This is a genomic window from Hydrogenophaga sp. FW305-3-2-15-A-LB1, assembly GCF_058787875.1.
Genome location: NZ_JBYTAE010000066.1, coordinates 13,749 through 37,720, shown reverse-complemented (window position 1 = coordinate 37,720; position 23,972 = coordinate 13,749). Strand labels below are relative to the sequence as shown.

Sequence of the window (23,972 nt, the reverse complement as noted above, 5' to 3'; positions counted from 1 at the left end):
GTGGAGGCGGGGGGCGCGGAGGTCATGATGGTCTCCATCGTAGCGCGCCGCCCGGGCTCGCTAGGTCAGTCGCTCGGACCTCGGGCTGGCGTGGTCGCGGCTGGTGGCCAGCATGCGGATGAGCGCGCGGTTGGCGTGCTCCAGGCTGATGTCGTGGCGCTGGCACACCGCCGGCAGGCGGTGCAGCTGGGCGGGTTCGCCCAGGGCGCGCGCCACGTCGAGCAGCGGGTGGTAGGGGCCGTCGTGGCGCAGCACGGCGTCGAACACCCGGCCCGAGAGGGGCAGGCGGTTGAGCAGTTCGCCCAGCGGCTGGTGCAGCAGGCGGTCGAGTTGCGAGAGCAAGGCGGTGGTGTAGACCTCGCCACGCAGGTTGTCTTCCGAGCCGGTGGCCAGCAGGTGCTGGGCCAGGCGCGAGCGCATCACCATGGCGTAGCGCACGGGGTGCAGGTCGCGGTCGGCTTCGCTGCTGGGCAGCTGTTCGGCCAGCCAGCGGCCCAGCTCGCGAAAGCCCAGCATCATCAAGGCGTGGCGCAGCGAGCCGATTTCATGTCGCCCACCGAAGGCGGCGGAGTTGACCATCAGCAGGATGCGGTAGACCAGCACCGGGTCTTGCCGCACCAGGCGTTCCAGGTGTTCGATGGAGCAGTCTTCGTCGCCGATGGCCATGAGGATCTGCTTGACCACGGCACCGTCGTAGTTCAGCGGCTGGTGGCGGTGCGCGTGCAGCACGTCGCTGTCGGGCCAGCCGAGCACGCCCCAGGCGCCGGCGTCGTCCAGGCACTGGCGCGCCAGGGTTTGCGTGGTGACGCCTTCGACCAGTTGGCCGATCAGGCCGGCGGGCACGGATTCGGCGCCGAGTTTGAGCAGGTTGCGCGCATCGGCCGGGGCCAGGCCCTCGCCGCGCACGGCGGCCAGGTCGGTGCGGCGCAGCAGCCGGTGCCCGCGCCGGGCCCCGGCCGTGAGGCGGGCCAGGGTCTCGGGCTGTTCGAACAGGGCGGCGGGCACTTCGAGCCAGGTGTTCTGCACGGGCGCGCAGGCCAGCGCCTGCTGCAGCAGCCGAGGGCTGTCCACGCTGAGGATGAGCACCGGCGCGCTGGCGGGCCAGTCGTCGCCCAGGGCCTGCATGAGATGGGCCGCGTCGACGGATTCGGGGTGCACGGCGCGCACGCCCATGCGCACGGCGGCGAGTTCGCGCGCGCGGTTCCACACGGGCTCGTAGCCCAGTGCGATGCTGTCCAACACGGTATGGCTGATGATCATGAGAAGAGGGGAACGCAGGTCAATTGATCACCTGGAAGAGCGACAGGCGCTGCACCTGTGCGTAGGTCTTGATGGCGGCCTCCAGGCCGAGCTGCTGGGTCTGCAGGTCGGACAGGCCCTTGATCGGGTCAAGTTCGACCAGGCGGGCGTTCTCGGTCTTGAGGGCAATCGAGCCGTCTTCCATCTGGGCGTTGAGCGAGTCGGCGCGGTTGAGCCATTCACCGGCCCGGCCTCGGGCGGCGAGCACGCGGTCGTGCCCGGCGTCCACCTCGGTCATGGCGCGCGCCATGGCCTGGGCGTGGTACGCGCTTTCGTTGGGGCCGTTGTAGCGCAGCGCGTCCACGGCGTTCTGCACGACCGAGAAGATGTCGGTGGTGGTGGTCACGGGCCGCAGTTCCACGCGGTCGCCGGCGGCGGGTTTGCCGCGCAGCTCCAGCGACATGCCGTCGAATTCGATGGTCTTGTTGGCCACGTAGGGCTGGCCGACATGGCCGGGCACCGGCGTGCCCGTGGTGGCGTTGGTCACGGTGTACTGCATCACGCCGCCGACCTCGGCGAAGGTGATGTCGTAGTCGTCGCCGGTGAGCGCGGCGGCGTTGGTGACGTTGCCCATGGTGGTGCTCACGTTGCCGGCGTTGCTGGTGGGCACGCCGAGCGTGAAGGTGCCATTGCCCTGGGGCACGCGCATCCAGATGGCGTCGCCGTCGAGCGCCTGCGGCAGCGAGCTGTTGCCGGCGGCGGCCTGGCCGCGCTGGCCGTCGAACTGCACGCCGCTGCCGCTGGGGCCGTAAAGGTCCACGAAGGGCGTGGAAGAACCGCCCAGGCCGCCATAGAGGGTGCGGCCGGCGTTGTCCTTGCGGTTGGCCACGGCGATGAGCTGCTCGCGCAGGCCTTCGAGCTGTTTGGCCACGTCTTCGCGTTCGGCGTCGGTGAAGGTGGCGTTGCCGGCGGTCACCAGCAGGTCGCGCACGCGCTGGATCAGGTCGCCCGATTCCTTCAGGCCGCTCTCGGCCTGTTGCAGGCTGGCGCGCGAGGCTTCCAGCGCGCGCATGTCGGCCGTGGTGCGGGCCAGGCGGTTGGCGGCGGTTTCGGCCAGCGTGGCGGCCACCGGGTCGTCGCTGGCCTTCTGCACGCGCAGGCCGGTGGACACGCGCTCCTGCTGCGCGGCCAGTTCGGCCTGGCGGCGGGTCAGGATGGCGATGGTGTTGTCGTAGCTGTGGGCGGTGGAGATTCGCATGAATTTTCCTCAATCTTTCCGAAGCTCGAGATCGAGCCGAGCGCCATCCAGAGGCATCGAGGGTCCGGCTCCGCCGGCCCAAGATGCCGTCCCCCCTCCAAGCGCCGAAGGCGCGCCAGAGAGGGGGGAAGCCGCGCAGCGGCGCAGGGGGGTGTTCATATCTAGCGACCCACGGTCTGCAACAGGCTGTCGAAGGTGCTCTGGGCGATCTGGAGGAATTTCGCCGAGGCCTGGTAGGCCTGCTGGTACTGCAGCAGGCGCGCGGCTTCTTCGTCGAGGTTGACGCCGGCCACGTTGGCGCGCGCGGTCTCGGCGGTGTTGGCGACGTTGGCCGAGAAGTCCGCGGCGAACTTGGCGCCCTGCACGCGCGTGCCGATGTCGGAGAACAGGCTGACGTAGCCATCGGAGAGCGGCACGCCACCGTAGGTGGGCAGGTCGCGCAGGCCCAGCATGCCGGCGCCGTTGCCCGCGTTCTGCGAGATCGCGCCAGCGGGCGCGGCGCCGATGCTGAAGGTATCGCCCGCGCCCGGGCTGCCGCGCATGGTGAGGCTCCAGCCGTTGAGGGTGATGGACTGGCCCGGCTTGAAGTTGTAGCTCGGCGGCGGGCCGGGGTTGTCGGGCGGCGGGTTGCCCGGGCCCAGGCCGGTGGCGGTGAAGCTGCCGTCGGCCAGGAAGGTGATGGTGACCGGGTCGGTGAGGTTGGGCGAGGCCGACGAGGCGTACAGGCTCTCCACGCTCAGGCCGCCGGAGTTGCCGGTGCCGGGCGTGACCATGACCGGGCTGGCCGCGGCCAGCTTGTCGGGCGAGCCGATCGCCACCTGCAGGTCGCGCGCGGCGGCGGCGTAGGGGCGCACCAGGAAGCGGTCGCCCGGCGAGCCGGCGCCGTTGTCGAGGTTGAAGGTGAGGCCATCGACCACGGCGGGCAGGGACGTCACGGGGGTGGAGGTGCCGTCGGACAGGCGCACCACGCTCATGCCGCCGGTCTCGAAACGCAGTTCGTAGTCGGAGGCGACGAGCGCGGTCGGGTCGGCCACGCTGGCGCTGATTTCGGCGGTGCCGTTGTTCCCCGGCCGGGGCAGGCCCACGGCCCCAGCGGGCTGGTTGAAGAAGTTCTGGCCCGGGTTGCCCTGCAGGTCCACGCCCAGCTTGTGCTGGTTGTTCACCGTGGTGGCCGTGGCCAGGGCCATGCGGCCCAGCAGGTTCTGCACGTCGACCAGGTCTTCGTTCATGAAGCGCATCAGGCCGGCGAGTTCGCCGCCACCCAGGCTGGCGTCCGGGATCGGTGTGCTCACGCCGCCCTGCACGAACGAGAGCGCCACGCGCGCGCTGTCGGTGCTGTCCTGCCCCACGGCCAGCGCGTTGGCGCGCGTGCCCAGCACGAGCGGCTGGCTGCCGGCGATGAACACGCTCACGCTGCCGTCGGCCGCGGGCACGCTGGTGGTCTGCACGTACTTGTTGATGTCGCCCAGGATCTTGTCGCGCTGGTCGAGCAGGTCGTTGGGTGTGTGGCCGTTGCCCTGGCTCTCGGTGATGCGCGCGTTGACCTTGGCCAGGTCCTGCGCCAGGCCGTTGATGATGTTGACCGCGCCACCGACCTGCTGCTTGGTGGTGTGCTGCAGCGAGTCGATCTGGCTGGCGGTGTTGCGCAGGCGCGAGGCGAGTTCTTCGCCCTTGGCGATCACGACCACGCGCGCGGTCAGGTTGCCGGGCGAGGATGAGACGTCGGTCCAGGCGTTGAGCATGTCGTTGAGCGCCGTGCCCAGGCCCGCCGAGCCGGTGGGAAAGGCGCTTTCCAGCTGCTGCAGGCGCGCATAGCGCAGCGCATCGGCGGAGGCCACGGAGCCGGCCTTCTGCGCTTCGCGCGTGAGGTACTGGTTGTGCGAGCGTTCGACGGTGGCGATCTCCACGCCCATGCCGAAGTAGCCGTTGCCCATCTGCTGGTAGCCCGACGACTGCTGGATCACGTTCTGGCGCGAATAGCCGGGCGTGTTGACGTTGGCGATGTTGTTGCCGATGACCTGCAGGGCCGCGAGGTTGGCATTGAGCGCGCGGGCGCCGATGTTGAGGGCGGACATGGCGTGCTCTCTTTCAGCCCTGCGCCCGCTGCAGGCTCAGGGTGGAGTTGATCGCGCGGCTGAGTTTGGCCGCGTACTGGGGGTCGGTGGCGTAGCCGGCCTTCTGCAGGCCGCTGGCAAAGCCTTGCACGGAATGCAGCTGGTCCATCACGCCTTCGTAGCGTGGGCTGTTGCCGATGAGGCGCGCGTAGTCGCGGAACGAATCGGCGTAGGAGTCGTAGGCGCGGAACTTGGCCGTCACCTTGCGCGGCTCGCCGTTGATGTACTCGGTGGTCGTGATCTCGGCGACCTTGCCCTTCCAGCTGTCCGTGGCCTTGATGCCGAACAGGTTGTGCGAGGGCGTGCCGTCGGCATGCTTGATCTCGCTGCGGCCCCAGCCGGTCTCGTGGCCGGCTTGGCCGATCATGAAGCTGGCGGGAATGCCGGACTCGCGCGCCACGGTGGCCGCGGCCTCGCTGTGCTGCTCCACGAAACCGGCCTGGCGCGGGCCCGCGTTCGCGCGGCCCACGGTGCTGGTGTCGCCGGTGGCGGAGAGGGCGCCGCTGCCGCCACCCCGGGTGGCGTCGGTGTTGGTCATCTGGCGGCCGAGCTGGCGCTCGATGGCTTCGGACAGCCCGCCGGGCAGGCCCGAGAGCTGCACCGAGAACTGCTGGTCGAGCAGGTCCATGCCCAGGTTGCTGCCCTCGCCGTCCATCAGGCCGGACTTCTGTGTCGCCTCGCGCATGCTCTTGATGAGTTCGCGCATGAAGAGCGATTCGAACTGCTTGGCCGCTTCTTTCAGCGCGGCCTTGTCATCGCCCTTGCCCGAGCCATAGCGCAGCGCGTTGAGCGCTGTCGGGTCGGCGGCCAGGCCGCTGGGCGTGAGCGGACGCGTGTTCACTTAGATGACCTCCAGCTCCGCGTTCATCGCGCCGGACGCCTTGATCGCCTGGAGGATGGCGAGCAGGTCCTGCGGCGTGGCGCCGAGCGAGTTCAGGGCGCGCACCACGTCGGAGAGTTGCGGCGCGGTGTCGATCTTGACGAGCGAACCCTTGTCCTGGCGGATCTGGATGTCGGCCTTCTCGGTCACCACGGTCTGCCCGCCCACGGACAGCGGGTTGGGCTGGCTGATCACCGGGGTGGAGCTGATGCTCACCGAGAGGTTGCCGTGCGAGACGGCGCAGGCGCCGAGCGTGACGGCCTGGTTCATCACGATGGAGCCGGTGCGCGAATTGATGATGACGCGCGCCATGGGGATGGTGGCGTCCAGGCGGATGTCTTCCACCTTGGCCAGGAAGCTCACGCGCTGGCTCGGGTCGGCCGGCGCGCGCAGGCGCACCACGCGGCCGTCCATGGCACTGGCCACGCCGGCACCCATCACCTTGTTGATGGCGTCGGTCACGCGGCTGGCGGTCTGGAAGTCGTTGGAGTTCAGGCCCAGGTCGATGGTGTCGCCCAGGGCGAAGGGTGTGGCCACCGCGCGCTCCACCTGCGCGCCACCGGGCACGCGGCCCGCGCTCAGGTGGTTGACCTGCACCTTGCTGCCGCCGGCCGAGGCGCCCGCGCCACCGACCAGCAGGTTGCCTTGCGCGAGCGCGTAGATCTCGCCGTCGGCGCCCTTGAGCGGTGTGGTGATGAGCGTGCCGCCGCGCAGCGACTTGGCGTTGCCGACCGAGGACACGGTCACGTCGATGGCCTGGCCGGGCTGGGCGAAGGCGGGCAGTTGCGCGGTGACCATCACGGCCGCCACGTTCTTCAACTGCATGTTCGTGCCCGGCGGCAACGAGAGGCCCAGCTGCTGCAGGTAGTTGTTCAGGCTCTGCGTGGTGTAGGGCATCTGCGTGGTCTGGTCACCGGTGCCGTCCAGCCCCACCACCAGGCCATAGCCGGTCAGCTGGTTGCTGCGCACGCCTTGCACCGCCGCGATTTCCTTGATGCGGATCGCCTGGGCGGCGGCGGGCAGGCAGAGCAGCACGCCACACAACAGCATCAAGTTTCGGAACAGTCGGTCGATAGTCATGTCATGGTTCCCACGGAGCCCCAGCAAAGGGGTGAGCCATCATGCAACGGCATCAGAACGGGAGAACGGTCAAAAAGAACCGTGCCAACCAGCCAATTGAGAGCGCTTCGCCCTGCTGGCCGCGCCCGCGCGACTCGATGCGCACATTGGCCACCTGGGTGGAGGCGACCACGTTGCCGGGGCGGATCTGTTTCGGGTCCACCGTGCCGGAGAACCGCAGCACGTCCACGTTCTGGTTCACACCGATCTGTTTCTCGCCCACCACCAGCAGGTGGCCGTTGGGCAGCACCTCTTGCACCGTGGTGGTGATGGAGCCGGTGAAGGTGTTGGCGTTCTCGGTCTCGCCGTTGCCGGCGAACTTGTTGGACGAATTCGCGCCCACGTCGAGCTTGCCCAGCAGCGAGCTGCTGGGGCTGATGAAGGGCAGCGCGGAGACACCGGCCGATGCGTTGGCGGTGCGGTCCACCGACGACGAGGACTTCTGCGTCGCGTTGATGCGCTCGGTGATCTGCACCGTGAGAATGTCGCCTGGCATGCGCGCGCGCGGGTCTTCGAACGCGGGCCGGTAGCTCACGGCCTGGAACAGGCTGCCGCTGGGCGCGACGGTGACAGTGGGCGCGGCCATGGGGGCCTGCTGCGCGTAGCGCACCGGCTGGGCCGGCACCAGGTCCACCTGGGGCGTGCGCTGCAGGGTTTCGCAACCGGAGGCGAGCACGGCGAGCGACAGGATGAGGGCGAAACGCAACATGGCGGGTCCTTACAGCTGGCTCAGGCGCTGCAGCATCTGGTCGGATGTCTGGATCGCCTTGGAATTCATTTCATACGCGCGCTGGGTCTGGATCATGGTCACCAGTTCCTGCACCACGTTGACGTTGGAGGTTTCGACGTAGCCCTGCATCAGCGAGCCCATGCCGGCCGAGTTGGGTGCGCCGTTGATGGGGTTGCCCGACGCCAGGCTCTCGGCGTAGAGGTTCTGGCCCATGGGCTCCAGGCCGGCCGGGTTGATGAAGCTGGCCAGCTCGATGGCGCCCACCCGCTGCGGCGCGGGGTTGCCCGGCAGCTTGACAGTGACCACGCCATCGGACGAGACGGTGATGCTCTGCGCCTCGGCCGGCACGGTGATGCCGGCGGTGAGCGGGTAGCCGCTGTTGGTGACGATGCGGCCCTGCGCGTCGGCCTTGAAGCTGCCGTCGCGCGTGTAGGCGGTGGTGCCGTCGGGCATCTCGACCTGGAAGAAGCCGTTGCCGTTGACCGCGATGTCCAGCGGGTTGTCCGACTGCTGCAGGCTGCCCTGCGAGAAGTTGCGCGAGGTGGCGACGGTGCGCACCCCCAGCCCCACCTGCAGGCCCGTGGGCAGCTCGGCCTGCTCGGCCGTGTTGGCGCCCACCTGGCGCAGGTTCTGGTACATCAGGTCTTCGAACACCGCGTTGGCGCGCTTGAAGCCGTTGGTGGAGACGTTGGCCAGGTTGTTCGAGATCACGTCCAGCTGCATCTGCTGCGCCTGCATGCCGGTCTTGGAAATCATCAGCGAATTGATCATGGTGTGCTCCGCAAGGGGAAAGTGATTAGCCGTTCATGCTCAGCAGCTGGCTGGCGGTCTTGTCATTGGTTTCGCCGTTCTGCAGCATGCGCATCTGCACCTCGAACTGGCGGGCCACGGCGATCATGCCGACCATGGCCTCCATGGGATTGACGTTGGAGCCTTCGAGCGCGCCGTCCTGCAGGCGGGCCACGTCGCTCGCGGGCAGCGGGTCGCCCTGCGGGCCGCGGAACAGGCCGTCCTCGCTGCGGCGCAGCGGGTTGTCGGCGTCGGGCATGACCATCTTGAGGCGGCCCACGGTCTGCGAAGGCTGGTTGCCCACGCGCGTGCTCACGGTGCCGTCGGAGGCGATGTCCACGCGCGCGCCTTCGGGCACCACGATCGGCCCACCATCGCCCAACATGGGCAGGCCCTGGCCGCTGACCAGGGTGCCGTCCTGGTTGACTTCGAGCGCGCCCGCGCGGGTGTAGGCCTCGGTGCCGTCCAGCCCCTGGACCGCGAAATAGGCGTTGCCGCGCGCGGCCACGTCCAGGTTGCGGCCGGTGGCGGCGATCGAACCGGGCAGGTCGGAATGGCCGGGCGTGGCTTCCAGGGCGAACACGCGCGTGCTCGCGCCGTCGCCGCGCACCGGCACCGCGCGGAAGGTCGAGAGTTCGGCGCGAAAGCCCGGCGTGGACACGTTGGCCAGGTTGTTGGCCAGCACCTGCTGCCGGTACTGCGCGGCGTTGGCGCCGGTCATCGCGGTGTAGATCATGCGGTCCATGCGGGGCTCCTTCGTTCAGCTCAGGCGCGGATCTGGATCAGCGCATGTTCAGGAGGGTGCTCAGCACCTGGTCCTGCGTCTTGATGGTCTGGGCGTTGGCCTGGTAGGTGCGCTGCGCGGTCATCATGTTGACCAGCTCGGCCGTGATGTCGACGTTGGAGTCTTCCAGCGCCCCCGAGCGCAGGGCGCCGAAGTTGCCCGTGCCGGGCTCGCCGTGCAGCGGGTCGCCCGAGGTGAAGGTGGCCGTCCAGTTGCCGCCGCCGGTGGGCTGCAGGCCTTGCGTGTTGCGGAAGTTGACCAGCGCGATCTGGCCCGCGGCGCGGGTTTCGCCGTTGGAGTACTGGCCGCTGACCAGACCGTCCTCGCCGATCTTCAGGCCCAGGAACTGGCCCGGGCGGTAACCGTCCTGGTCCAGGTCGCTCACGGCGAAGTTGGTGCCGAACTGCGTCGCGGCACCAAAGTCGAGATCGACGTTGAAGGTCACCGTGGGGTCGTTGGGCGAGGTCAGCGTGAGCTGCGGAATCGTCGAGGCCGGATCGAGCGAACCGTCCGGCAGGAAGCTCACGACGAAGGGCGTGGACGCCGCGGGGTCGGCGCCGTTGACGCCGGTGTACACGTTCCACTGGTTGTTGCCGATTTTCTCGAAGCTCAGCGCCACCGGGATCTCCAGGCCCTGGGAGTCGTAGGCGACCAGGGACGTGCCGTAGGTGGACAGCGGCGTGGGCGGCGTCTGCGTGGAGGCCACCGGTGCGCGCGCGTCGAGGTTGAATTCGGCCAGGATATTGGTGGTCTGGCGCGCGGGGATCGGGCCGCCGGTGGGCAGGCGCAGCGGCTGCGTGTCGAAGCTCAGGCGCGTGCCATCGGGCGCGGTCGGGTAGCCCATGAGGTTGGCGCCGCCGTTGGTGATGATGTTGCCGCTGCTGTCGAGCTTGAACATGCCGGCGCGGCTGTAGGCGACCGTGCCATTGGGCATGTTGAGTTCGAAGAAGCCCGAGCCGTTGATGGCCACGTCCAGGTCGTTGCCCGTCACCGTGATGTTGCCCTGCGTGAAATGCTGCGACACGGTGGTCAGCGCCACGCCGATGCCGGAGTTCACGCCGCCGGCCGCGTTCACGGAGCTGGCGTAGAGCTCGCCGAACTCGCCGCGCGAGCTCTTCATGCCCACCGTGTTGGCGTTGGCGATGTTGTGCCCGATCACGTCGAGGTTGCGGCTGGCGCTGTTCAGGCCGGAGAGTCCTTGCTGGAATGCCATGGTGATGTCCTTAGGAGGGGAAAGCGGTGTGTGGGAAAAGGCTCAGGCGCTCACATGAACGCGAGCACGTCGTTGTAGGCGCGGGTGCTGCCGTCCTGCAGCAGCATGTAGATGGAGCCGCCGGAGAAGCTCACCGAGTCCACGGTCATGCGCTGCAGCGACACGGTGTCCACGGGTTCGCTGCCGTCGACCGCGCGCACCTTGAAGCCCTTGACCGTCGCAGGGTCCACGCCCTCGGCGTCCCAGTTGAAGCGGTGCAGGCCGCTGCCCAGCGCGCCCATCTCGACGGTCTTGATGACCTCGCCGTTGGTGCCCATGATGTCGACCTTCACGTCGGTGGCCTTGGTGTCGAGCGAGAACGCCGCCTTGGCCTGGCCGTCCTTGAAGGTGAGCTTGTCGCCCGGCAGCAGGGCCTCGCGGCCGATCAGCGAGGTGCCCTGCAGCGCGGTCTGCGAGGAGAACTGCGCGGCCATGTTGTTGAGCGTCGCGTTGAGTTCCTGGATGCCGCTGACCGTGTTGATCTGCGCCATCTGGGTCGTCATCTGCGCGTTGTCCATCGGGTTCAACGGGTCCTGGTTGTTGAGCTGCGCGACCAGCAGCTTGAGGAAGCGGTCCTGCGAGGCCTTCGGGTCCATGCTGTTCTGGGCCGAGGTGCCGGTCGTGCTGCCGGGCGTGTTGCCCAGCTTGCTGATGTCGATGGGGGTCATGAACATGGGTCAGGTCTTTCCAAAAGTCGGGCTCATTGCCCCATTTGCAGGGTCTTGAGCAACAGCGACTTGGCCGTGTTCATGACCTCGACGTTGTTCTGGTACGAGCGCGAGGCCGAGATCATGTTGACCATCTCCTCGACCGGGTTCACGTTGGCGTGCGTCACATAACCTTCGGCGTCGGCGCTGGGGTGCGTGGGGTTGTGCACGCGGCGGCCCGGGGCGTCGCTCTCCACGATGTTCTGCACCTTCACGCCCGCATTGCCCTCGCCGCCCATGGGCACGGTCTGGAACAGGATGTGGCGCGCCTTGTAGGTCTGGCCGTCCGGGCCGGCCACCGCGTCGGCGTTGGCCAGGTTGGAGGCCACCACGTTGAGGCGCTGGGACTGCGCGCTGACCGCGCTGCCCGAGACACCGAAGATGGAGAACATCGACATGACAGGGTCCTTTCAGCTCATTGGCCGGTGATGGCGCTGAGCATGGTCTTCACGTGGCCATTGATGAAACGCAGCGTGGACTCGTAGCGCACGCTGTTGTCCACGAAGTTGGCGCGCTCGCGGTCGAGGTCGACCGAGTTGCCGTCCTGGCTGGGCTGGGTCTGCACCGTGTAGGCCATGTCGGGCCGGGCCGGGCCCGCGCTGGTGGTGCCCAGGCGCATGTGCTGGGCGTTGGTCTGGGTCACGCCGGCGGTGGCGCCGGTCTGCATGCCCGAGACATTCTTGAGCGCGCTGGCGAAATCGAAGTCGCGCGCGACGTAGCCGGGCGTGTCCGCGTTGGCGATGTTGCTGGCGATCACCTGCTGGCGCTGCGAGCGCAGCAGCAGGGCGTTGGCATGGAAGTCCAGCCGGCCGGTCATCTGTTCAAGCATCGTCCACTCCAGCAAGGTTGGGGGCCGGCTCGGGTCTCCAGAGGGAGGCCCAGATACCGGGGGTTGGACGAATTATGGAAATCTTGAGGGTCGCCAATGGCCGGAACAAGCGCCGCTTTGCAAGCCATTTCCCGCCTTTGTCCGGGCGGCCGCCGGCCTACAGTGCAGGCCTGACCACCCATCGGAGACCGCCCATGCGCCCCACCCTGCACCGCCTGCTCGCCGCCTGCGGCTGGGCCCTGGCCCTGCTGCTGCCGGGCCTGGGCACGGCCCACGCGAACAACCAGACCGACGAACTGGAGAAGACCGCGCGCGCGTGGCTGCAGCCCGCGCTGGAGGCCGCGATCCCGAAAGACGAGGCCCTGCCCCTGCGCACCGAGGTCGTGATGGGCGCGCTCGACACCCGCCTGCGCCTGGCGCCCTGCGCCAGGGTCGAGCCCCACCTGCCGGCCGGCTCGCGCCTGTGGGGCCGCAGCCGCATCGGCCTGCGCTGCGTCGAGGGCCCTTCGCGCTGGAACGTCTTCGTGCCGGTCACGGTCAAGGCCTTCGGCCCGGCCTGGGTGATCAAGCGCCCGGTGGACGCCGGTGCCACCCTCACTCAAGAAGACGCCGAACTGGCCGAAGTGGATTGGGCGGCCAGCCCCGCCACGGTGCTGGCCCGCCCCGAGATGTGGATCGGCCAGGAAACCGCCTTCGCCCTCACCCCGGGCCTGGCGATCCGCCAGAACATGGTGCGCCCGACCAAGGCCTTCGCCGCGGGCGACCAGGTGCGGGTCAACAGCAGCGGCACCGGGTTCAGCATTTCCGTGACCGGCCTGGCGCTCACCGCCGGCCTGGTCGGGCAGTCCGCCCGCATCCGCCTGCCCGGCGGGCGGGTGGTCACCGGTCTGGTGCAGGAAGACCAGACCGTTGAGATGGCGCTTTGAGCCGGACGTCCGCGACGGCCCCGCCAACGTGACGGATTGCCCGAACCGGCTCCTCAAAAATGCCTAAAGTTCGTTCCACCCAGGTCGATAGTTCTCACACATCACCCTGACTACGGGGTTTGGAGCGTGAAATGAAAGTCGATTCGTCACCCGATTCCTATATAGGTTCCGTGGCCGGTGGTCCCCAGAAGGCCGCCGAAAAACCCGCAGCGGTCGCCGAACTGGCCGCCGCAGGCGCCCCCACGGCCAAGCCGCAGGGCGTGACCGTGACGCTGTCCCCCTCCACCGTCTCGGCCCTGGGCTCGGGCGGCAACGAGGTGTTCAACACGGAAAAAGTCGAAGCCATGAAAGCGGCGATCGCCAACGGCACCTTCCAGGTGAACCCCGAAGCCATCGCCGACAAGATGCTGGCCAACGCCGCCGAAATGCTCAACGGCAGCAAGGCCTGATTTCTCCACCCCCCACCGACCGCACCATGACCTCAGCCGCAACGACGACGCCCCACCAACCCTGGATCGACTCGTTGCAGGCCGAACTCGATGCGCTCGAAGCCGCCTTGCTGCGCGGCGATGCGCCCGGTGTGGAACAGGCCAGCGCGGCCATGCAGGCGGTGCTGCAGCAAGCCCCCCGCACGCCGGCTTTCGCCGACCCCGACAGCGCGCTGCGCCGCGACACCCAGAGCGCCGCGCAGCGTTTCGCCCAGCTGCGCCAGGCCGTGCTGCGCTCCAACGCCCAGAACGAACGCGCGGTCGCCAGCCTGCTGCCCCAACAGTCGCTGCAGCGCCAGCCCACCTACGGCCGCATGGTCAAACCCTCACCGCTCGGCGGCGCGGGGCGCGGCTTCCTGACCGCCTGAGTCTCTTCTTCTCCCGTCAAAACCGGCATCTGCCGGTTTTTTTACGTCTACAGAATCCATCCGTGTCCAGAAGGTGCTTTGAGAGATCGCCTCTGATATCTCATTAGCCAATCTGATGGATGTACCTTTTTAGCGGCAGCCCTTCTAAAATACGGGTTAACCCTTAGATTGATTGCCATGAACACCCTCATCACTTCCTTGTGGACCCGACTGGCTGGTGCCGTTGGCCACTTTTTCCGCCGCGCTGCCGCCGGCGCTTCCGACGGGCTGGAGGAATACCTCAGCACCGCCAAGAGCCTCCACCAGCTGGAGGACATGCAACGCCGTTGGGACCAGGCCCACCGAGGCCACCACCACCATGGCGCCTTCTGACCCTCATCCCGATCCCGAGACCCACACCATGATCGAATTGCTCAAATCCTATTTCCAGACGCCCCAGTTCGCTGCCGGCGCCCGTGTCAACCGCCTTCACAAAGGCAGCCTGGACCGCGTGGACGGCCGCGTGGTGGCCCAGACCGAAGAAGGCGTGCTGGTCGAATGGCCCCGCAATGGCTCCGGCTGGGAACATCCCGGCGCGCTCTGCCAGCAGGGTTGACGCCTTTTTGCGCGGGCGCCAACATGATGGACAAGTGATCCATTTTTCGCTCCAGCCATGAACGAGAACCCCACCCCCGACAGTCTGAACAGCGCAGACACGGTGGAAGCCTGGGCCTGCATCGACCGTTTCGCCACCGCCTTCAACGCCGAAGATCTGACCGGCATGGATGCCGAGCTCAACTTCCCGCACACCATGCTCTCCGGTTCGCACCGCCTGGAATGGTTCGCGCCGGGCCAGCTCCCGAGCGACTTTTTCGCCAGCCTGCGCGCCACGGGCTGGGCGCGCACACAAACCGAGTCGATCACCCCCGTGCTGGCAAGCGCCGACAAGGTGCACTTCCTGGTGGACTACACCGGGCGCACCGCGGCGGGCGAGGTGCTCAACCGGTACCACAACCTCTGGATCGTGACCCGCTCCGCCGGCCACTGGGGCATCGCGCTGCGCTCCTACTGAACTCCGACGGCCCAGGCGCACGGCGGCATCGCGATGAACATTCAACTCGATCACCTGCTCGTGCCGTCTCGCGACAAGATCGCCGCCGCGCGGCAACTCGCCGAGCTGCTCGGCGTGCCCTGGTCCGCCAGCGGCATCGGGCCGTTCGCGCCGGTTTACGTCAACGACGGCCTGACCCTCGACTTCGATCAGTGGGATGGGCCCGTGCCCAACATCCACTTCGCGTTTCGCGTGAGCGACGACGCGTTCGACGCCATTCTCGCGCGCCTTCAGGCCGCCGGCATTCCCTACCGCAGCCTGGTGCACGGGCCGGTCGATTCGAAGGTGGACACGGCCCACGGCGGGCGCATCGTCTACTGGAACCAGCCCGATGGCCACCAGTGGGAAATGCTGACCGTGAGCTACGCGCGCGCGCCGGCAGCAGGCTGAGCGCCCGGCACGGCCTTCAGGCCACCACGTCCATCAACAAAAAGGTGCCGGCCTGGCGCTGGCATTGGTCGATCTGCGGCACCAGCCGGCGGAAGTGCTCGGTCTGGCAATGCGCGTCCAGCGCGGCCCGGTCGGGCCAGGCCTCCATGAAGATGAAATGCCCCGGGTCCTTCTGGTTGACGCAGAGCTCGTAGGCCAGACACAGCGGCTCCTGCCGGGTCTTCTCCACCAGTTCGCGGTACAGCGGCTCGACCTGGGCCAGGCACTCCAACCGGATGAAATCCTGGGCGATGACCTTGAGCATGGCCGCGCGTCAGGCCACGCGGCGCTGCTCGGCAGCCAGCCGCACCGCCAGCGCGGCCAACACACCGCCCATCACGTAGCGCTGCACCGCCAGCCAGCGGCGGTTGTGCTGGAACCAGCGCGCCAGCTTCGCGGCCGACAGGGCGATGCTCAGGTTGACGCTGAAACTGAACACGATCTGGGTCAGCCCCAGCACCACGCTCTGCACGAACACCGAGCCATGCTCGGGCGAGACGAACTGCGGAAAGATCGCGAGGTAGAACACCGCGATCTTGGGGTTGAGCAGGTTGGTGAGAAAGCCCATGGCGAACAGCTTGCGCGGTGAATCCTGCGGCAGGTCGCGCGCCTCGAAGGGCGAGCGCGCGCCCGGCTTGACCGCCTGCCAGGCCAGGTACAGCAGGTAGGCCGCGCCGGCCCACTTCAGGATCTCGTAGGCCAGCGGCACGGCCATGAACAGCGCCGTGAGGCCCACCGCGGCGGTGAACATGTGCACCAGAAAGCCGGCCACCACGCCGAACAGCGAGATCACGCCGGCCCGTCGGCCCTGGCAGATCGAGCGCGAGATCAGATAGACCATGTTGGGGCCGGGCGTCAGCGCCATCAGCAGGGCCGCGCCGGCAAAGAGCAGCCAGTCGTTCAGGGGAACCATGAAAAAAACCTCGGTGAAGGTGGGGACCCCACATCCTAGGCCAGGCCGAACAACCCCGTGTTCACCTCGCCCACCACAGCCAGCGGCCCAGGAGGGGCGCGAGCCAGCCGCCCCGCGCCGGCTGCCGCGCGGCCGGGTCCGGCGCCCCCATGGCGCGCAGCCGCGCCTCCAGCCCGCTCAGCCCGGCCTGGCGCGCCGCCTGCACCGGTGTGAGGGCCTCGAACTCGGACAGCAGCAGCGGGTTGGCACCGTGGTCCAGCAGCAGATGGGCCACCGCCTCCTGCCGGGCCAGGATGCAGGCCACCAGCGGCGTGGACAGGTACTCGGGGTGCGCGTGGTCGAGGTTCACCCGCTCCCTCACGTGGTAGCGCACCAGCTCGATGCGGCCCTCGCAGGCCGCCTGGTACAGCTCTTTCCAGTCTCCAGCGGACATCCCTCCTCCTTTCCAAACGGCCCACGCGGCCACCCACGCGGGGCCCGGGCGCTGTGTTTCAATCATCCGATCACCTTCCCCGAACCTTACCCGCAGGCCGCCGCCATGACCATGAAACAAACCCTTGCCGCCCTCCTGCTCACCGGCACCCTGACCCTGTCGGCCCACGCCGCCCCGCCTTCGGACGCCTCCATCGCTACGCTGCTGTCGGTCACGCAGTCGGACAAGATGATGGACACCCTGTACGCCAACATGGAGCAGATGATCCGCCAGGGCATGCAGGCCGCCACGAAAGGCAAGGCGCTGACGGCCCAGCAGGCGCGCGTGATGGAGCTGGCACCGGCACGGCTGGCCAAGGTGATGCGCGAGGAGATCACCTGGGCCAAGCTGGAGCCCATGATGGTGCAGATCTACCGCGAGAACTTCGAGCAGGCCGAGGTCGACGGCCTCATCGCCTTCTACCAGAGCCCGGTCGGCCAGGCCTTCGTGGCCAAGATGCCGGTGGTGATGCAGCGCTCCATGGAGGCCTCGCAGCAACAGCTGCAGGCCTTCATGCCCAAGCTGCAGGCCGAGATGGTGGAGGTGATGAAGGAAGCGCGGCTGGCGCAGTAGGCTTCCCCATGGCCCACACCGACACCCGCACCCTCTGCTGGCAGCCCACCTGGAACCCGACCCACGAGGGCGTGGGACTGGAGCACCTGCTGCTGTCGGACACCGAGGCCAGCGCCGTGGTGCTGGCATTCGATGAAACCAGCGGCCCGTTCCGGCTCAGCTACCGGCTGGCCTGGGGACGGTCGTGGCAGTTGCGCCGGGCCGACCTGCTGGTGGACACCGCCCAGGCCTCGCGCGCGCTCAGCCTGCGCACCGACGGCCAGGGCCACTGGCACGACGGCAACAACCGCGCGCTGCGCGAGCTGGAGGGCTGCCTGGACATCGACATCTGGCCCACGCCCTTCACCAACAGTTTTCCGATCCGGCGCGAGCCGATGGCCGTGGGCGAGCGCCGCGAGTTCCGCATGGCCTGGGTAAGCGCCCCCGAACTCACGGTGCAGGCCAAGCCCCAGGCCTACACGCGCCTGGCCGAGCGGCTCTACCGTTTCGAGAGCCTGGACGGCAGTGGATTCCAGGTGGATCTGCCGGTGGACGAAGACGGCATCGTTCTCGACTACCCAGGCCTCTTCAAGCGCATCTGAGGCATTACCGGCGCGCGGCACTGGCCAGAGGCAGCGAGGGTCCGGCTCCGCCGGCCCAAGCTGCCGTCCCCCCTCGAAGCGCCGAAGGCGCGCCACGGAGGGGGGAAGTCGCGTCAGCGGCGCAGGGGGGTGTTTCTATTTCCGTCAATGCGCCCGCAGCTTGGAGCGCAGCCGCGCGATCGACTGGCTGTGCAGCTGGCAGATGCGCGACTCGGTCACGCCCAGCACGGCCGCGATCTCCTTCAGGTTCATGTCGTGTTCGTAGTACATCGACATGATCTGCTGCTCGCGCTCGGGCAGCACCTTGATGGCGGCCACCAGGGCGGTGCGCATGCGGTGGTCCTGCAGCACGGCCGAGGGGTCGGCCTCGTGGTCGCCCATGTGGCGGTCCAGGAAGCCGTCTTCGTCGTCGCTGTTGCCGCTGATGTCCTCCAGGTACACGAGCTGGGTGCCGCGCACCTTGGCCAGCAGGTGCTGGTAGTCGGCCAGGCTCATGCCCATCTCGGCGGCGATCTCGCTTTCCTTGGGCACGCGGTGCAGCTTCTGCTGCAGGCGGTGCACGGCCTGCTCGATGTCTTTCTGGCTCTTGCGCGAGCCGCGCGACATCCAGTCGCCCTCGCGCAATTCGTCGATCATCGCGCCGCGGATGCGCTGGCTGGCGAAGGTCTCGAACTGCACGCCCTGGGTGGGCTCGAAGCGCGCGATGGCTTCGGTCAGGCCGATCATGCCGACCTGGATCAGGTCGTCGAGCTCCACGCTGGGCGGCAGCTTGGCGATCATGTGGTGAGCGAGGCGGCGCACCAGCGGGCTGTATTTGCGCAACTGGTCGTCCCGGTTGAGGGTGCCTTTGGCGGTGTACATCTTCAGCTCCAGAGAGAAGGGGCGGCGGCCGTGGAGCGGCCGGTGCGCGAGGCGCCGGGCACCAGGCCGTGGTAGCCGTGCGCATGGGTCGGGCGGGGCCGCTCGATCGCGCTTTCCTGCGCGCGCAGGGCCCAGGTGGCCACGGGCCAGCTGTCCAGCGACAGGCCGAGGTGGCGCTGCGCGGTGTCGATCACCGTGTGCACCACGGTCTGCAGCGCGGCGGGCGCGCCAGAGGCCAGCGGGGCGAGCACCGGCGCCAGGCCGGCCGCGTCCAGCAGCTTGACCGCGCCGTAGGCGTCGATGCTGGACTGCGGTTGTTCGATCACGGGCACCAGCGCGCGGGCACCCAGGCCGTGCAGCAAACCGGCCAGCGAGAAGGCGGGCGCGAACAGCAGCACCACCGCGCCCGAGGCGAACGGCGTCAGCAGGCGCGAGAGCGCGACCTGGCTGCCCGCGGCCTGCGCGGTTTCCTGCAAGGCCTGCAGGCCGGCGGCGCCGGGCATCACGAGCCAGTCGGCGCCATCCAGGGGGTGTTCCAGGTGAGCGATGGAGGGGTCTTGCAGCACGCGCATCAGGCCCAGGTGGGCGCCGTCGTGGCGGTCGCGGCTGCGGGCTTCGGTGGCCGTGCCATCGACGATCACCACCGCCCGGCCTTCGGCCGTGAGCGCGGTGGCCAGCGTGCAGAGCCATTCGTAGGCGCGCGCGGGCTGCGCCGGGCTGGACACCGGCACCAGCACCGGCCCGCCCACGGGCGGTTCGCCCCGCAAACCGGCGGCCTGGTCGAAGCCGGGTTCAAACATGGGCCGCCCCCAGGTCGATGCCGCGGCCGGAGGCCTGGGCAAAGAAGAAACCCATGTCGGTGGGTTGCGGGTCGTAGGCCGACTTGCCCTGCGTGCCCATGGACAGGCGCACCAGCGCGGCGGCATCGGCGTTCTGCCAGTCTTCGGGCACGCGCTGGCCGTTGGCCACGCCGCGCAGCACCACCTGGTGGCGGATCAGCGCGTCCAGCGACGGGCCGAGCTTGACGGCTTCGTCCACCTTGGAGAGCACCACACCGTGCAGCGAGCTCGCTTTGAACGAGGTCAGCACCTCGTCCAGCGTGTCACCTTGCGAGCCGGCGTTGAGCACCAGGGTCTTCTTGACCTTGGGGATGTCGAGCACGTCCAGCATGTCCTGGATGCGCTGGTCGCGCTGGCCCAGGCCGGCGGTGTCGATGATCACCAGGCGCTTGTTGCCCAGCAGGTTGAGCAGGTCCTTGAGCGCGGCGCGGTCGTGCGCCAGGTGGGCGACAACGCCCAGCATGCGGCCGAAGGCGCGCAGCTGCTCGAAGCCGGAGACGCGGTAGGTGTCCAGCGTGATCAGGCCCACGCTGCCGGCACCGTATTGTTTGACGCACTGCGCGGCCAGCTTGGCGGCGGTGGTGGTCTTGCCCACGCCGGTGGCGCCCACCAGCGAGACCACGCCGCCTTCGTCGCACAGGCCGGCGCCGGGCGTCGCGACCTTGAGGTTGCGGGTGATCACATCCATCAGCCAGCGCACCGCTTCGGCGGCATTGGCCTCGGCCGGCACGCGCTCGAGCACGGCGCGCGACATCGCGGGCGAGTAGCCGGCGCGGATCATCTTGAGCATCAGGTTGGACTGGATCGGGTTCTGCTTGGACGAGCCGAGCCAGGCCAGGGTGTTGAAGCGCTCCTCGATCATGTCCTTGAGCGCCGAGAGCTCGACCGCCATGCGGCTGTCGTCGTGGCTGGGGAAGCGCGTGGACGGCGGCTGCGAGTCTTCCCACGCCGGCTCGCTGGAGCGGGTGCGGATCGGGGCGGGCTTGCGCGCCACGATGGGTTCGGGCTGGTTGAAGCGCTGCACCGGCACCTCGATCGGCTCGGGCCGGGTCACGATCTGCGGCGCGGCGACCGGGGCCGGCGCGCGGCGCTCGATGGCGGGCGCCGCGGTTTCGGCGGCCGCGGCGGGCGTGCCGTGCAGCGACTCGCGGCGCTTGCGCAGCATGCGTTCGCGCACATAGTCCTGGAACGACAGCGTGCTCATCGCCAGCGTCTCGGTGTCGCTCTGCACCGACTGCGGCGCGGCCAGCGAACCGGTGGTGGAGGCCTTGGGACGGGCGGGCGCGGCAGCAGCAGCGGCGGCGGCCGGCGCGGCGTTCGCGTGATCGGCCAGCGAAGCCAGGCTTTCCTCGGCGGCGGCCATCACCTCGAAACCTTCAGCGGTGTTGCGGGTGGAGAGGATCACGGCGCTGTCGCCAAAGGTCTTGCGCGCCTTGTTCATGGCTTCGCGGGACGTGGGGGCAATGAAGCGTTGGATGTTCATGCTGCAAGTTCTCCAAGGATCGGGCCGATGCGGATCAGGTGGGTTTCAGGTATTTCGCTGTGCGCCAGGACCTGCAGGCGCGGCGCGGCGCGGCGCAGCAGGCGGGACATGGCATTGCGGATGGCGTCGGGCACCAGCAGGCAGGCGGGCACGCCCTTCTCTTCCTGGCGGTTGGCGATGTCGGTGGCGGATTTGCTCAGCATCTCGGCCACGCCCGGGTCCAGCGCGCCGTTGGCGCTGCCCGAGAGGGCCTGCATCAGCAGGCGCTCCAGGCCGGGCTCGATGGCGATGACCTCGAGCTCCTTCACCGGGCCGTAGATCTGCTGCACGATGGCCGGCGAGAGCGCCATGCGCACGCGGCGGGCCAGCTCGGTCGGGTCGGTGGTGTGGGGAGCGTGCTCGGCCAGCGATTCGATGATGGTGCGGATGTCGCGCACATGCACAGACTCTTCCAGCAGCAGCTGGAGGACTTTCTGGAAGGTGGCAACCGGGACCATTTTGGGCACGACTTCTTCGATCAATTTGGGGGCCAGGCGGGTGACGTGTTCAACCAGGTCCTGGGTCTCCGTCCGGCTCAGCAACTTGGCCGCCTGGACTTGCATCAAGTGTGAAAGATGCGTGGCCAGCACGGTCTCGGAATCAACCACGGTAAAACCGGCCATTTGCGCGTTCTCGCGCTGCTTTTCGTCGATCCAGTGCGCGGGCAGGCCAAACGCCGGGTCGGTGGTGGGCGTGCCGATCAGCGGGGTGCCGATGCCACCCGGGTCGATCGCCAGGAACATGCCCGGGAACACCTCGCCCTCGCCCACCACCACGCCGCGCAGCGTGATGCGGTAGGCGCTGGGGCGCAGCTCCAGGTTGTCGCGCACGTGCACCGCGGGCGGCAGGAAACCGACCTCCTGCGCGAACTTCTTGCGCACGCCCTTGATGCGGGTGAGCAGGTCGCCCTGGCGGGTCTTGTCCACCATGGCGATCAGGCGGTAGCCCAGTTCCAGGCCCAGCAGGTCGACCGGCTGCAGGTCGTCCCAGGTGGCTTCGCCGTCGCCCTGCACGGCCGGCGCTTCCGGTTCGGGCGCGGGCTTGGCCTGCTCGCGCGCCACCCAGTAGGCCAGGCCGCCGGCGATGGCCGCGAAGCTCAGGAACACCAGGTGCGGCATGCCCGGCACGATGCCCAGCATGAACAGCACGGCGGCGGTGATGCCCAGCACCTTGGGCGAGAGGAACATCTGCTCCATCACCTGCACGCCCAGGTCTTCGTCCTTGCCCACGCGCGAGACCACCATGGCCGCGGCCACCGAGATCAGCAACGAGGGAATCTGCGCCACCAGCGCGTCACCGACGGCCAGCAGGATGTAGTTGTCCGCCGCCTGGCCGGCCGAGAGGCCGTGCTGCAGCACGCCGATGATGAAGCCGCCGATGATGTTGATGAACAGGATCAGGATGCCGGCGATGGCGTCACCGCGCACGAATTTGGAGGCACCGTCCATGGAGCCGAAGAACTCGGCTTCCTCGCCCACTTCGCGGCGGCGGCGCTTGGCCTCCTTGTCGTCGATCAGGCCGGCGTTCAGGTCGGCGTCGATCGCCATCTGCTTGCCGGGCATGGCGTCCAGGGTGAAGCGGGCCGAGACCTCGGCGATGCGCTCCGAGCCCTTGGTGATCACCACGAAGTTGATCACCACCAGGATCGCGAACACGATGAAACCGACCGCGAAGTTGCCGCCGATCAGGAAGTGGCCGAAGGCCTCGATCACCGCGCCGGCCGCGCCCGGGCCGGTGTGGCCTTCGAGCAGCACCACGCGGGTGGAGGCCACGTTGAGCGAGAGGCGCAGCAGCGTGGTGAGCAGCAGCACGGTGGGGAAGACCGAGAAGTCCAGCGGCCGCTTCATGTAGGCCGCCACCATCATCACCACCAGCGCCAGCGCGATGTTGAGGGTGAAGAAGGTGTCCAGCAGCCAGGGTGGCAGCGGCAGCACCATCATCGACAGGATGGTGATGACCAGCATGGGCGCGGCCAGGCCGCCGGCCCAGCTGGCGTTGCGGTTCAACCATTGCTGCAGCGCTTGCAGGTTCATTCAGAGGCCTCTTTGGCGGGTTTCTTGAAGTGCGGATCGAGCTCGGGCGGCACCAGGGGTTCGGGCTGCGCGGCGGGCATGGCGCCCTGGCCCTTCATGGCGGCCTTGAGCTGGTACACGTAGGCCAGCACCTGGGCCACGGCGGTGTAGAGCGCCGAAGGGATCTCGTCGTCGATCTCGGCGTGGGCGTAGAGCGCGCGCGCCAGCATGGGCGACTGCAGCACCGGCACCTTGTGGGCCTTGGCCACGTCGCGGATCTTCATGGCCAGCAGGTCGGCGCCCTTGGCGATCACGCGCGGCGCGTTCATGCTGGCGTCGTCGTAGCGGATGGCCACGGCGTAGTGGGTCGGGTTCATGACCACCAGGTCGGCCTTGGGCACGGCGCCCACGCTGTTGCGCTGGGCCATCTCGCGCTGCATCGCGCGGCGCTTGGACTTGAAGTGCGGGTCGCCTTCGGCTTCCTTGTGTTCCTGTTTCACTTCCTGGTGCGACATGCGCATGCGTTGCGCGTGCAAAAATTTCTGCGCCGGGAAGTCGATCACGGCGACGAGCGCCACCACCATCAGCAGCAGGCCCACGCCGAGCATGAGCCAGTGGCCGAGCTGGCCCAGGCCCGATTCCAGCGGCTGCATGACCAGCATGGCGAAGTCCTGCACGTGGGACGAGAGGAACTGCCAGGCCACCAGCCCGACGATGGCGGAGATGGCGGCCAGCTTGGCGGTGTCGAAGAGCTGTTGTTTGGTGAAGAGGCGGCCGATGCCCTTGAGCGGGTTGATGCGGCTGAGGTCGGGCACGAGGGGCTTGGTGCTCAGGGCCCAGCTGCCGGAGCCGAAGGCGGCGAGCAGCACGATGGCGAGCACGGCCACGCCCAGCGGCAGGTAGAGCATGAGGCCTTGCGCGAAGCCGTCCACCAGGCGTTCGGTGGCGAGTTCGGGTTTGAGCAGGGTCTGGTGGTCGAAGCGCAGCTGGCCTTGCAGGGCGCTGCGCAGTTTTTCGAAGCCGACGGGGGCGAGCGCGACCAGGATGAGGGCGCCGCCACCGAGCACGGCGAGGTTGGACAGATCCTTGGAACGCGGCACCTGGCCATCGTCGCGCGCCTTTTTCAGGCGCTGCGCGGTGGCTGGCAGGTTCTTGTCTTGGGCGGAGGAGTCCATGGGCGGTTCACACGATCGGTGA

General features: G+C 68.5%; 29 protein-coding genes. 9 read left to right on the top strand and 20 right to left on the bottom strand.

The features are described 5' to 3' along the window. Window positions 1–60 precede the first annotated feature (60 nt). The 12 genes from AC3WPZ_RS19615 to flgB all read right to left on the bottom strand — a co-directional run bounded on the left by AC3WPZ_RS19615 (window position 61) and on the right by flgB (window position 11,701). Complete coding sequence (locus tag AC3WPZ_RS19615) at window positions 61–1,260, bottom strand: HDOD domain-containing protein (RefSeq protein WP_382161675.1); 1,200 nt, start codon at window positions 1,258–1,260, stop codon at window positions 61–63. 19 nt (window positions 1,261–1,279) lie between these two features. Continuing rightward, window positions 1,280–2,497, bottom strand: a complete 1,218-nt coding sequence (gene flgL, locus AC3WPZ_RS19610; RefSeq protein ID WP_382161677.1) for a flagellar hook-associated protein FlgL — start codon at window positions 2,495–2,497, stop codon at window positions 1,280–1,282. Window positions 2,498–2,658: 161 nt separating this feature from the next. Continuing rightward, entirely contained in the window at window positions 2,659–4,572 is a 1,914-nt protein-coding gene (flgK, locus tag AC3WPZ_RS19605; protein WP_382161680.1) for a flagellar hook-associated protein FlgK, read from the bottom strand. 13 nt (window positions 4,573–4,585) lie between these two features. After that, window positions 4,586–5,452, bottom strand: a complete 867-nt coding sequence (gene flgJ, locus AC3WPZ_RS19600) for a flagellar assembly peptidoglycan hydrolase FlgJ (protein WP_444688479.1) — start codon at window positions 5,450–5,452, stop codon at window positions 4,586–4,588. Continuing rightward, window positions 5,453–6,571 carry a flagellar basal body P-ring protein FlgI gene (locus AC3WPZ_RS19595; RefSeq protein WP_382161686.1) on the bottom strand — a complete coding sequence of 373 codons (1,119 nt, stop codon included), beginning with the start codon at window positions 6,569–6,571 and terminating at the stop codon, window positions 5,453–5,455. It abuts the gene before it with no gap. Window positions 6,572–6,623: 52 nt separating this feature from the next. After that, on the bottom strand, window positions 6,624–7,319 hold the full coding sequence (locus AC3WPZ_RS19590; RefSeq protein WP_382161689.1) for a flagellar basal body L-ring protein FlgH: 696 nt from the start codon (window positions 7,317–7,319) through the stop codon (window positions 6,624–6,626). Window positions 7,320–7,328: 9 nt separating this feature from the next. After that, window positions 7,329–8,111 (bottom strand): flagellar basal-body rod protein FlgG, encoded by a 783-nt coding sequence (gene flgG, locus AC3WPZ_RS19585; protein ID WP_382323257.1) that lies wholly within the window; start codon window positions 8,109–8,111, stop codon window positions 7,329–7,331. Window positions 8,112–8,136: 25 nt separating this feature from the next. After that, window positions 8,137–8,874: a flagellar basal-body rod protein FlgF gene (flgF, locus tag AC3WPZ_RS19580; protein ID WP_382161695.1), complete on the bottom strand. Its 738-nt coding sequence runs from the start codon at window positions 8,872–8,874 to the stop codon at window positions 8,137–8,139. Window positions 8,875–8,911: 37 nt separating this feature from the next. Continuing rightward, entirely contained in the window at window positions 8,912–10,126 is a 1,215-nt protein-coding gene (gene flgE / locus AC3WPZ_RS19575) for a flagellar hook protein FlgE (RefSeq protein WP_382161698.1), read from the bottom strand. Window positions 10,127–10,176: 50 nt separating this feature from the next. Continuing rightward, complete coding sequence (locus AC3WPZ_RS19570; RefSeq protein WP_382323256.1) at window positions 10,177–10,839, bottom strand: flagellar hook assembly protein FlgD; 663 nt, start codon at window positions 10,837–10,839, stop codon at window positions 10,177–10,179. A 26-nt stretch (window positions 10,840–10,865) separates the two neighbouring features. Next, the gene (gene flgC / locus AC3WPZ_RS19565; protein WP_291112611.1) at window positions 10,866–11,270 is read right to left on the bottom strand and encodes a flagellar basal body rod protein FlgC; all 405 of its coding nucleotides are present in this window, start codon (window positions 11,268–11,270) and stop codon (window positions 10,866–10,868) included. 17 nt (window positions 11,271–11,287) lie between these two features. Beyond that, complete coding sequence (flgB, locus tag AC3WPZ_RS19560; RefSeq protein ID WP_382323255.1) at window positions 11,288–11,701, bottom strand: flagellar basal body rod protein FlgB; 414 nt, start codon at window positions 11,699–11,701, stop codon at window positions 11,288–11,290. Between the two features lie 194 nt (window positions 11,702–11,895). On the opposite strand from flgB, the gene flgA reads away from it, so the two are divergent. The 7 genes from flgA (at window position 11,896) to AC3WPZ_RS19525 (ending at window position 14,963) form a co-directional block, all read left to right on the top strand. Next, window positions 11,896–12,627 (top strand): flagellar basal body P-ring formation chaperone FlgA, encoded by a 732-nt coding sequence (gene flgA / locus AC3WPZ_RS19555; protein ID WP_291112615.1) that lies wholly within the window; start codon window positions 11,896–11,898, stop codon window positions 12,625–12,627. Between the two features lie 131 nt (window positions 12,628–12,758). Then, window positions 12,759–13,076, top strand: coding sequence for a flagellar biosynthesis anti-sigma factor FlgM (gene flgM / locus AC3WPZ_RS19550; protein WP_382161714.1), 318 nt, complete (start codon window positions 12,759–12,761; stop codon window positions 13,074–13,076). Window positions 13,077–13,102: 26 nt separating this feature from the next. Then, a complete protein-coding gene (locus tag AC3WPZ_RS19545) occupies window positions 13,103–13,483 on the top strand; it encodes a hypothetical protein (protein WP_382161717.1) in 381 nt (126 codons plus the stop codon). A 177-nt stretch (window positions 13,484–13,660) separates the two neighbouring features. Then, a complete protein-coding gene (locus AC3WPZ_RS19540; RefSeq protein WP_291112621.1) occupies window positions 13,661–13,855 on the top strand; it encodes a hypothetical protein in 195 nt (64 codons plus the stop codon). After that, the gene (locus AC3WPZ_RS19535) at window positions 13,842–14,078 is read left to right on the top strand and encodes a hypothetical protein (RefSeq protein WP_291112623.1); all 237 of its coding nucleotides are present in this window, start codon (window positions 13,842–13,844) and stop codon (window positions 14,076–14,078) included. The genes AC3WPZ_RS19540 and AC3WPZ_RS19535 overlap by 14 nt, the downstream gene beginning before the upstream one ends. A gap of 57 nt (window positions 14,079–14,135) precedes the next feature. Then, a complete protein-coding gene (locus AC3WPZ_RS19530) occupies window positions 14,136–14,534 on the top strand; it encodes a hypothetical protein (RefSeq protein WP_444688482.1) in 399 nt (132 codons plus the stop codon). 33 nt (window positions 14,535–14,567) lie between these two features. Continuing rightward, the gene (locus AC3WPZ_RS19525) at window positions 14,568–14,963 is read left to right on the top strand and encodes a VOC family protein (protein WP_492441086.1); all 396 of its coding nucleotides are present in this window, start codon (window positions 14,568–14,570) and stop codon (window positions 14,961–14,963) included. A gap of 16 nt (window positions 14,964–14,979) precedes the next feature. Here the strand turns inward: AC3WPZ_RS19525 and AC3WPZ_RS19520 are convergent, their stop codons facing one another. The 3 genes from AC3WPZ_RS19520 to AC3WPZ_RS19510 all read right to left on the bottom strand — a co-directional run bounded on the left by AC3WPZ_RS19520 (window position 14,980) and on the right by AC3WPZ_RS19510 (window position 16,348). Beyond that, on the bottom strand, window positions 14,980–15,267 hold the full coding sequence (locus AC3WPZ_RS19520) for a putative quinol monooxygenase (RefSeq protein ID WP_492441083.1): 288 nt from the start codon (window positions 15,265–15,267) through the stop codon (window positions 14,980–14,982). A 9-nt stretch (window positions 15,268–15,276) separates the two neighbouring features. Beyond that, window positions 15,277–15,915, bottom strand: a complete 639-nt coding sequence (locus AC3WPZ_RS19515) for a LysE family translocator (protein WP_291112628.1) — start codon at window positions 15,913–15,915, stop codon at window positions 15,277–15,279. Window positions 15,916–15,976: 61 nt separating this feature from the next. After that, entirely contained in the window at window positions 15,977–16,348 is a 372-nt protein-coding gene (locus AC3WPZ_RS19510) for an ankyrin repeat domain-containing protein (RefSeq protein WP_382161725.1), read from the bottom strand. 111 nt (window positions 16,349–16,459) lie between these two features. Between AC3WPZ_RS19510 and AC3WPZ_RS19505 the strand changes: the two genes are divergently transcribed. Then, window positions 16,460–16,960 carry a DUF2059 domain-containing protein gene (locus tag AC3WPZ_RS19505; RefSeq protein WP_382161728.1) on the top strand — a complete coding sequence of 167 codons (501 nt, stop codon included), beginning with the start codon at window positions 16,460–16,462 and terminating at the stop codon, window positions 16,958–16,960. Between the two features lie 8 nt (window positions 16,961–16,968). Then, a complete protein-coding gene (locus tag AC3WPZ_RS19500) occupies window positions 16,969–17,541 on the top strand; it encodes a putative glycolipid-binding domain-containing protein (protein WP_382323247.1) in 573 nt (190 codons plus the stop codon). A gap of 144 nt (window positions 17,542–17,685) precedes the next feature. Here the strand turns inward: AC3WPZ_RS19500 and AC3WPZ_RS19495 are convergent, their stop codons facing one another. The 5 genes from AC3WPZ_RS19495 to AC3WPZ_RS19475 are packed head-to-tail and all read right to left on the bottom strand — an operon-like array spanning window position 17,686 to window position 23,950. Then, on the bottom strand, window positions 17,686–18,402 hold the full coding sequence (locus AC3WPZ_RS19495) for an RNA polymerase sigma factor FliA (RefSeq protein WP_291112634.1): 717 nt from the start codon (window positions 18,400–18,402) through the stop codon (window positions 17,686–17,688). A gap of 2 nt (window positions 18,403–18,404) precedes the next feature. Continuing rightward, window positions 18,405–19,202: a hypothetical protein gene (locus AC3WPZ_RS19490; protein ID WP_291112636.1), complete on the bottom strand. Its 798-nt coding sequence runs from the start codon at window positions 19,200–19,202 to the stop codon at window positions 18,405–18,407. Continuing rightward, entirely contained in the window at window positions 19,195–20,724 is a 1,530-nt protein-coding gene (gene flhF / locus AC3WPZ_RS19485; protein WP_382323245.1) for a flagellar biosynthesis GTPase FlhF, read from the bottom strand. Before flhF ends, AC3WPZ_RS19490 begins: the two co-directional genes overlap by 8 nt. Beyond that, window positions 20,721–22,796 carry a flagellar biosynthesis protein FlhA gene (gene flhA / locus AC3WPZ_RS19480; protein WP_492441079.1) on the bottom strand — a complete coding sequence of 692 codons (2,076 nt, stop codon included), beginning with the start codon at window positions 22,794–22,796 and terminating at the stop codon, window positions 20,721–20,723. The genes flhF and flhA overlap by 4 nt, the downstream gene beginning before the upstream one ends. After that, entirely contained in the window at window positions 22,793–23,950 is a 1,158-nt protein-coding gene (locus AC3WPZ_RS19475; protein WP_444688486.1) for an EscU/YscU/HrcU family type III secretion system export apparatus switch protein, read from the bottom strand. Before AC3WPZ_RS19475 ends, flhA begins: the two co-directional genes overlap by 4 nt. Between the last annotated feature and the right edge of the window lie 22 nt (window positions 23,951–23,972).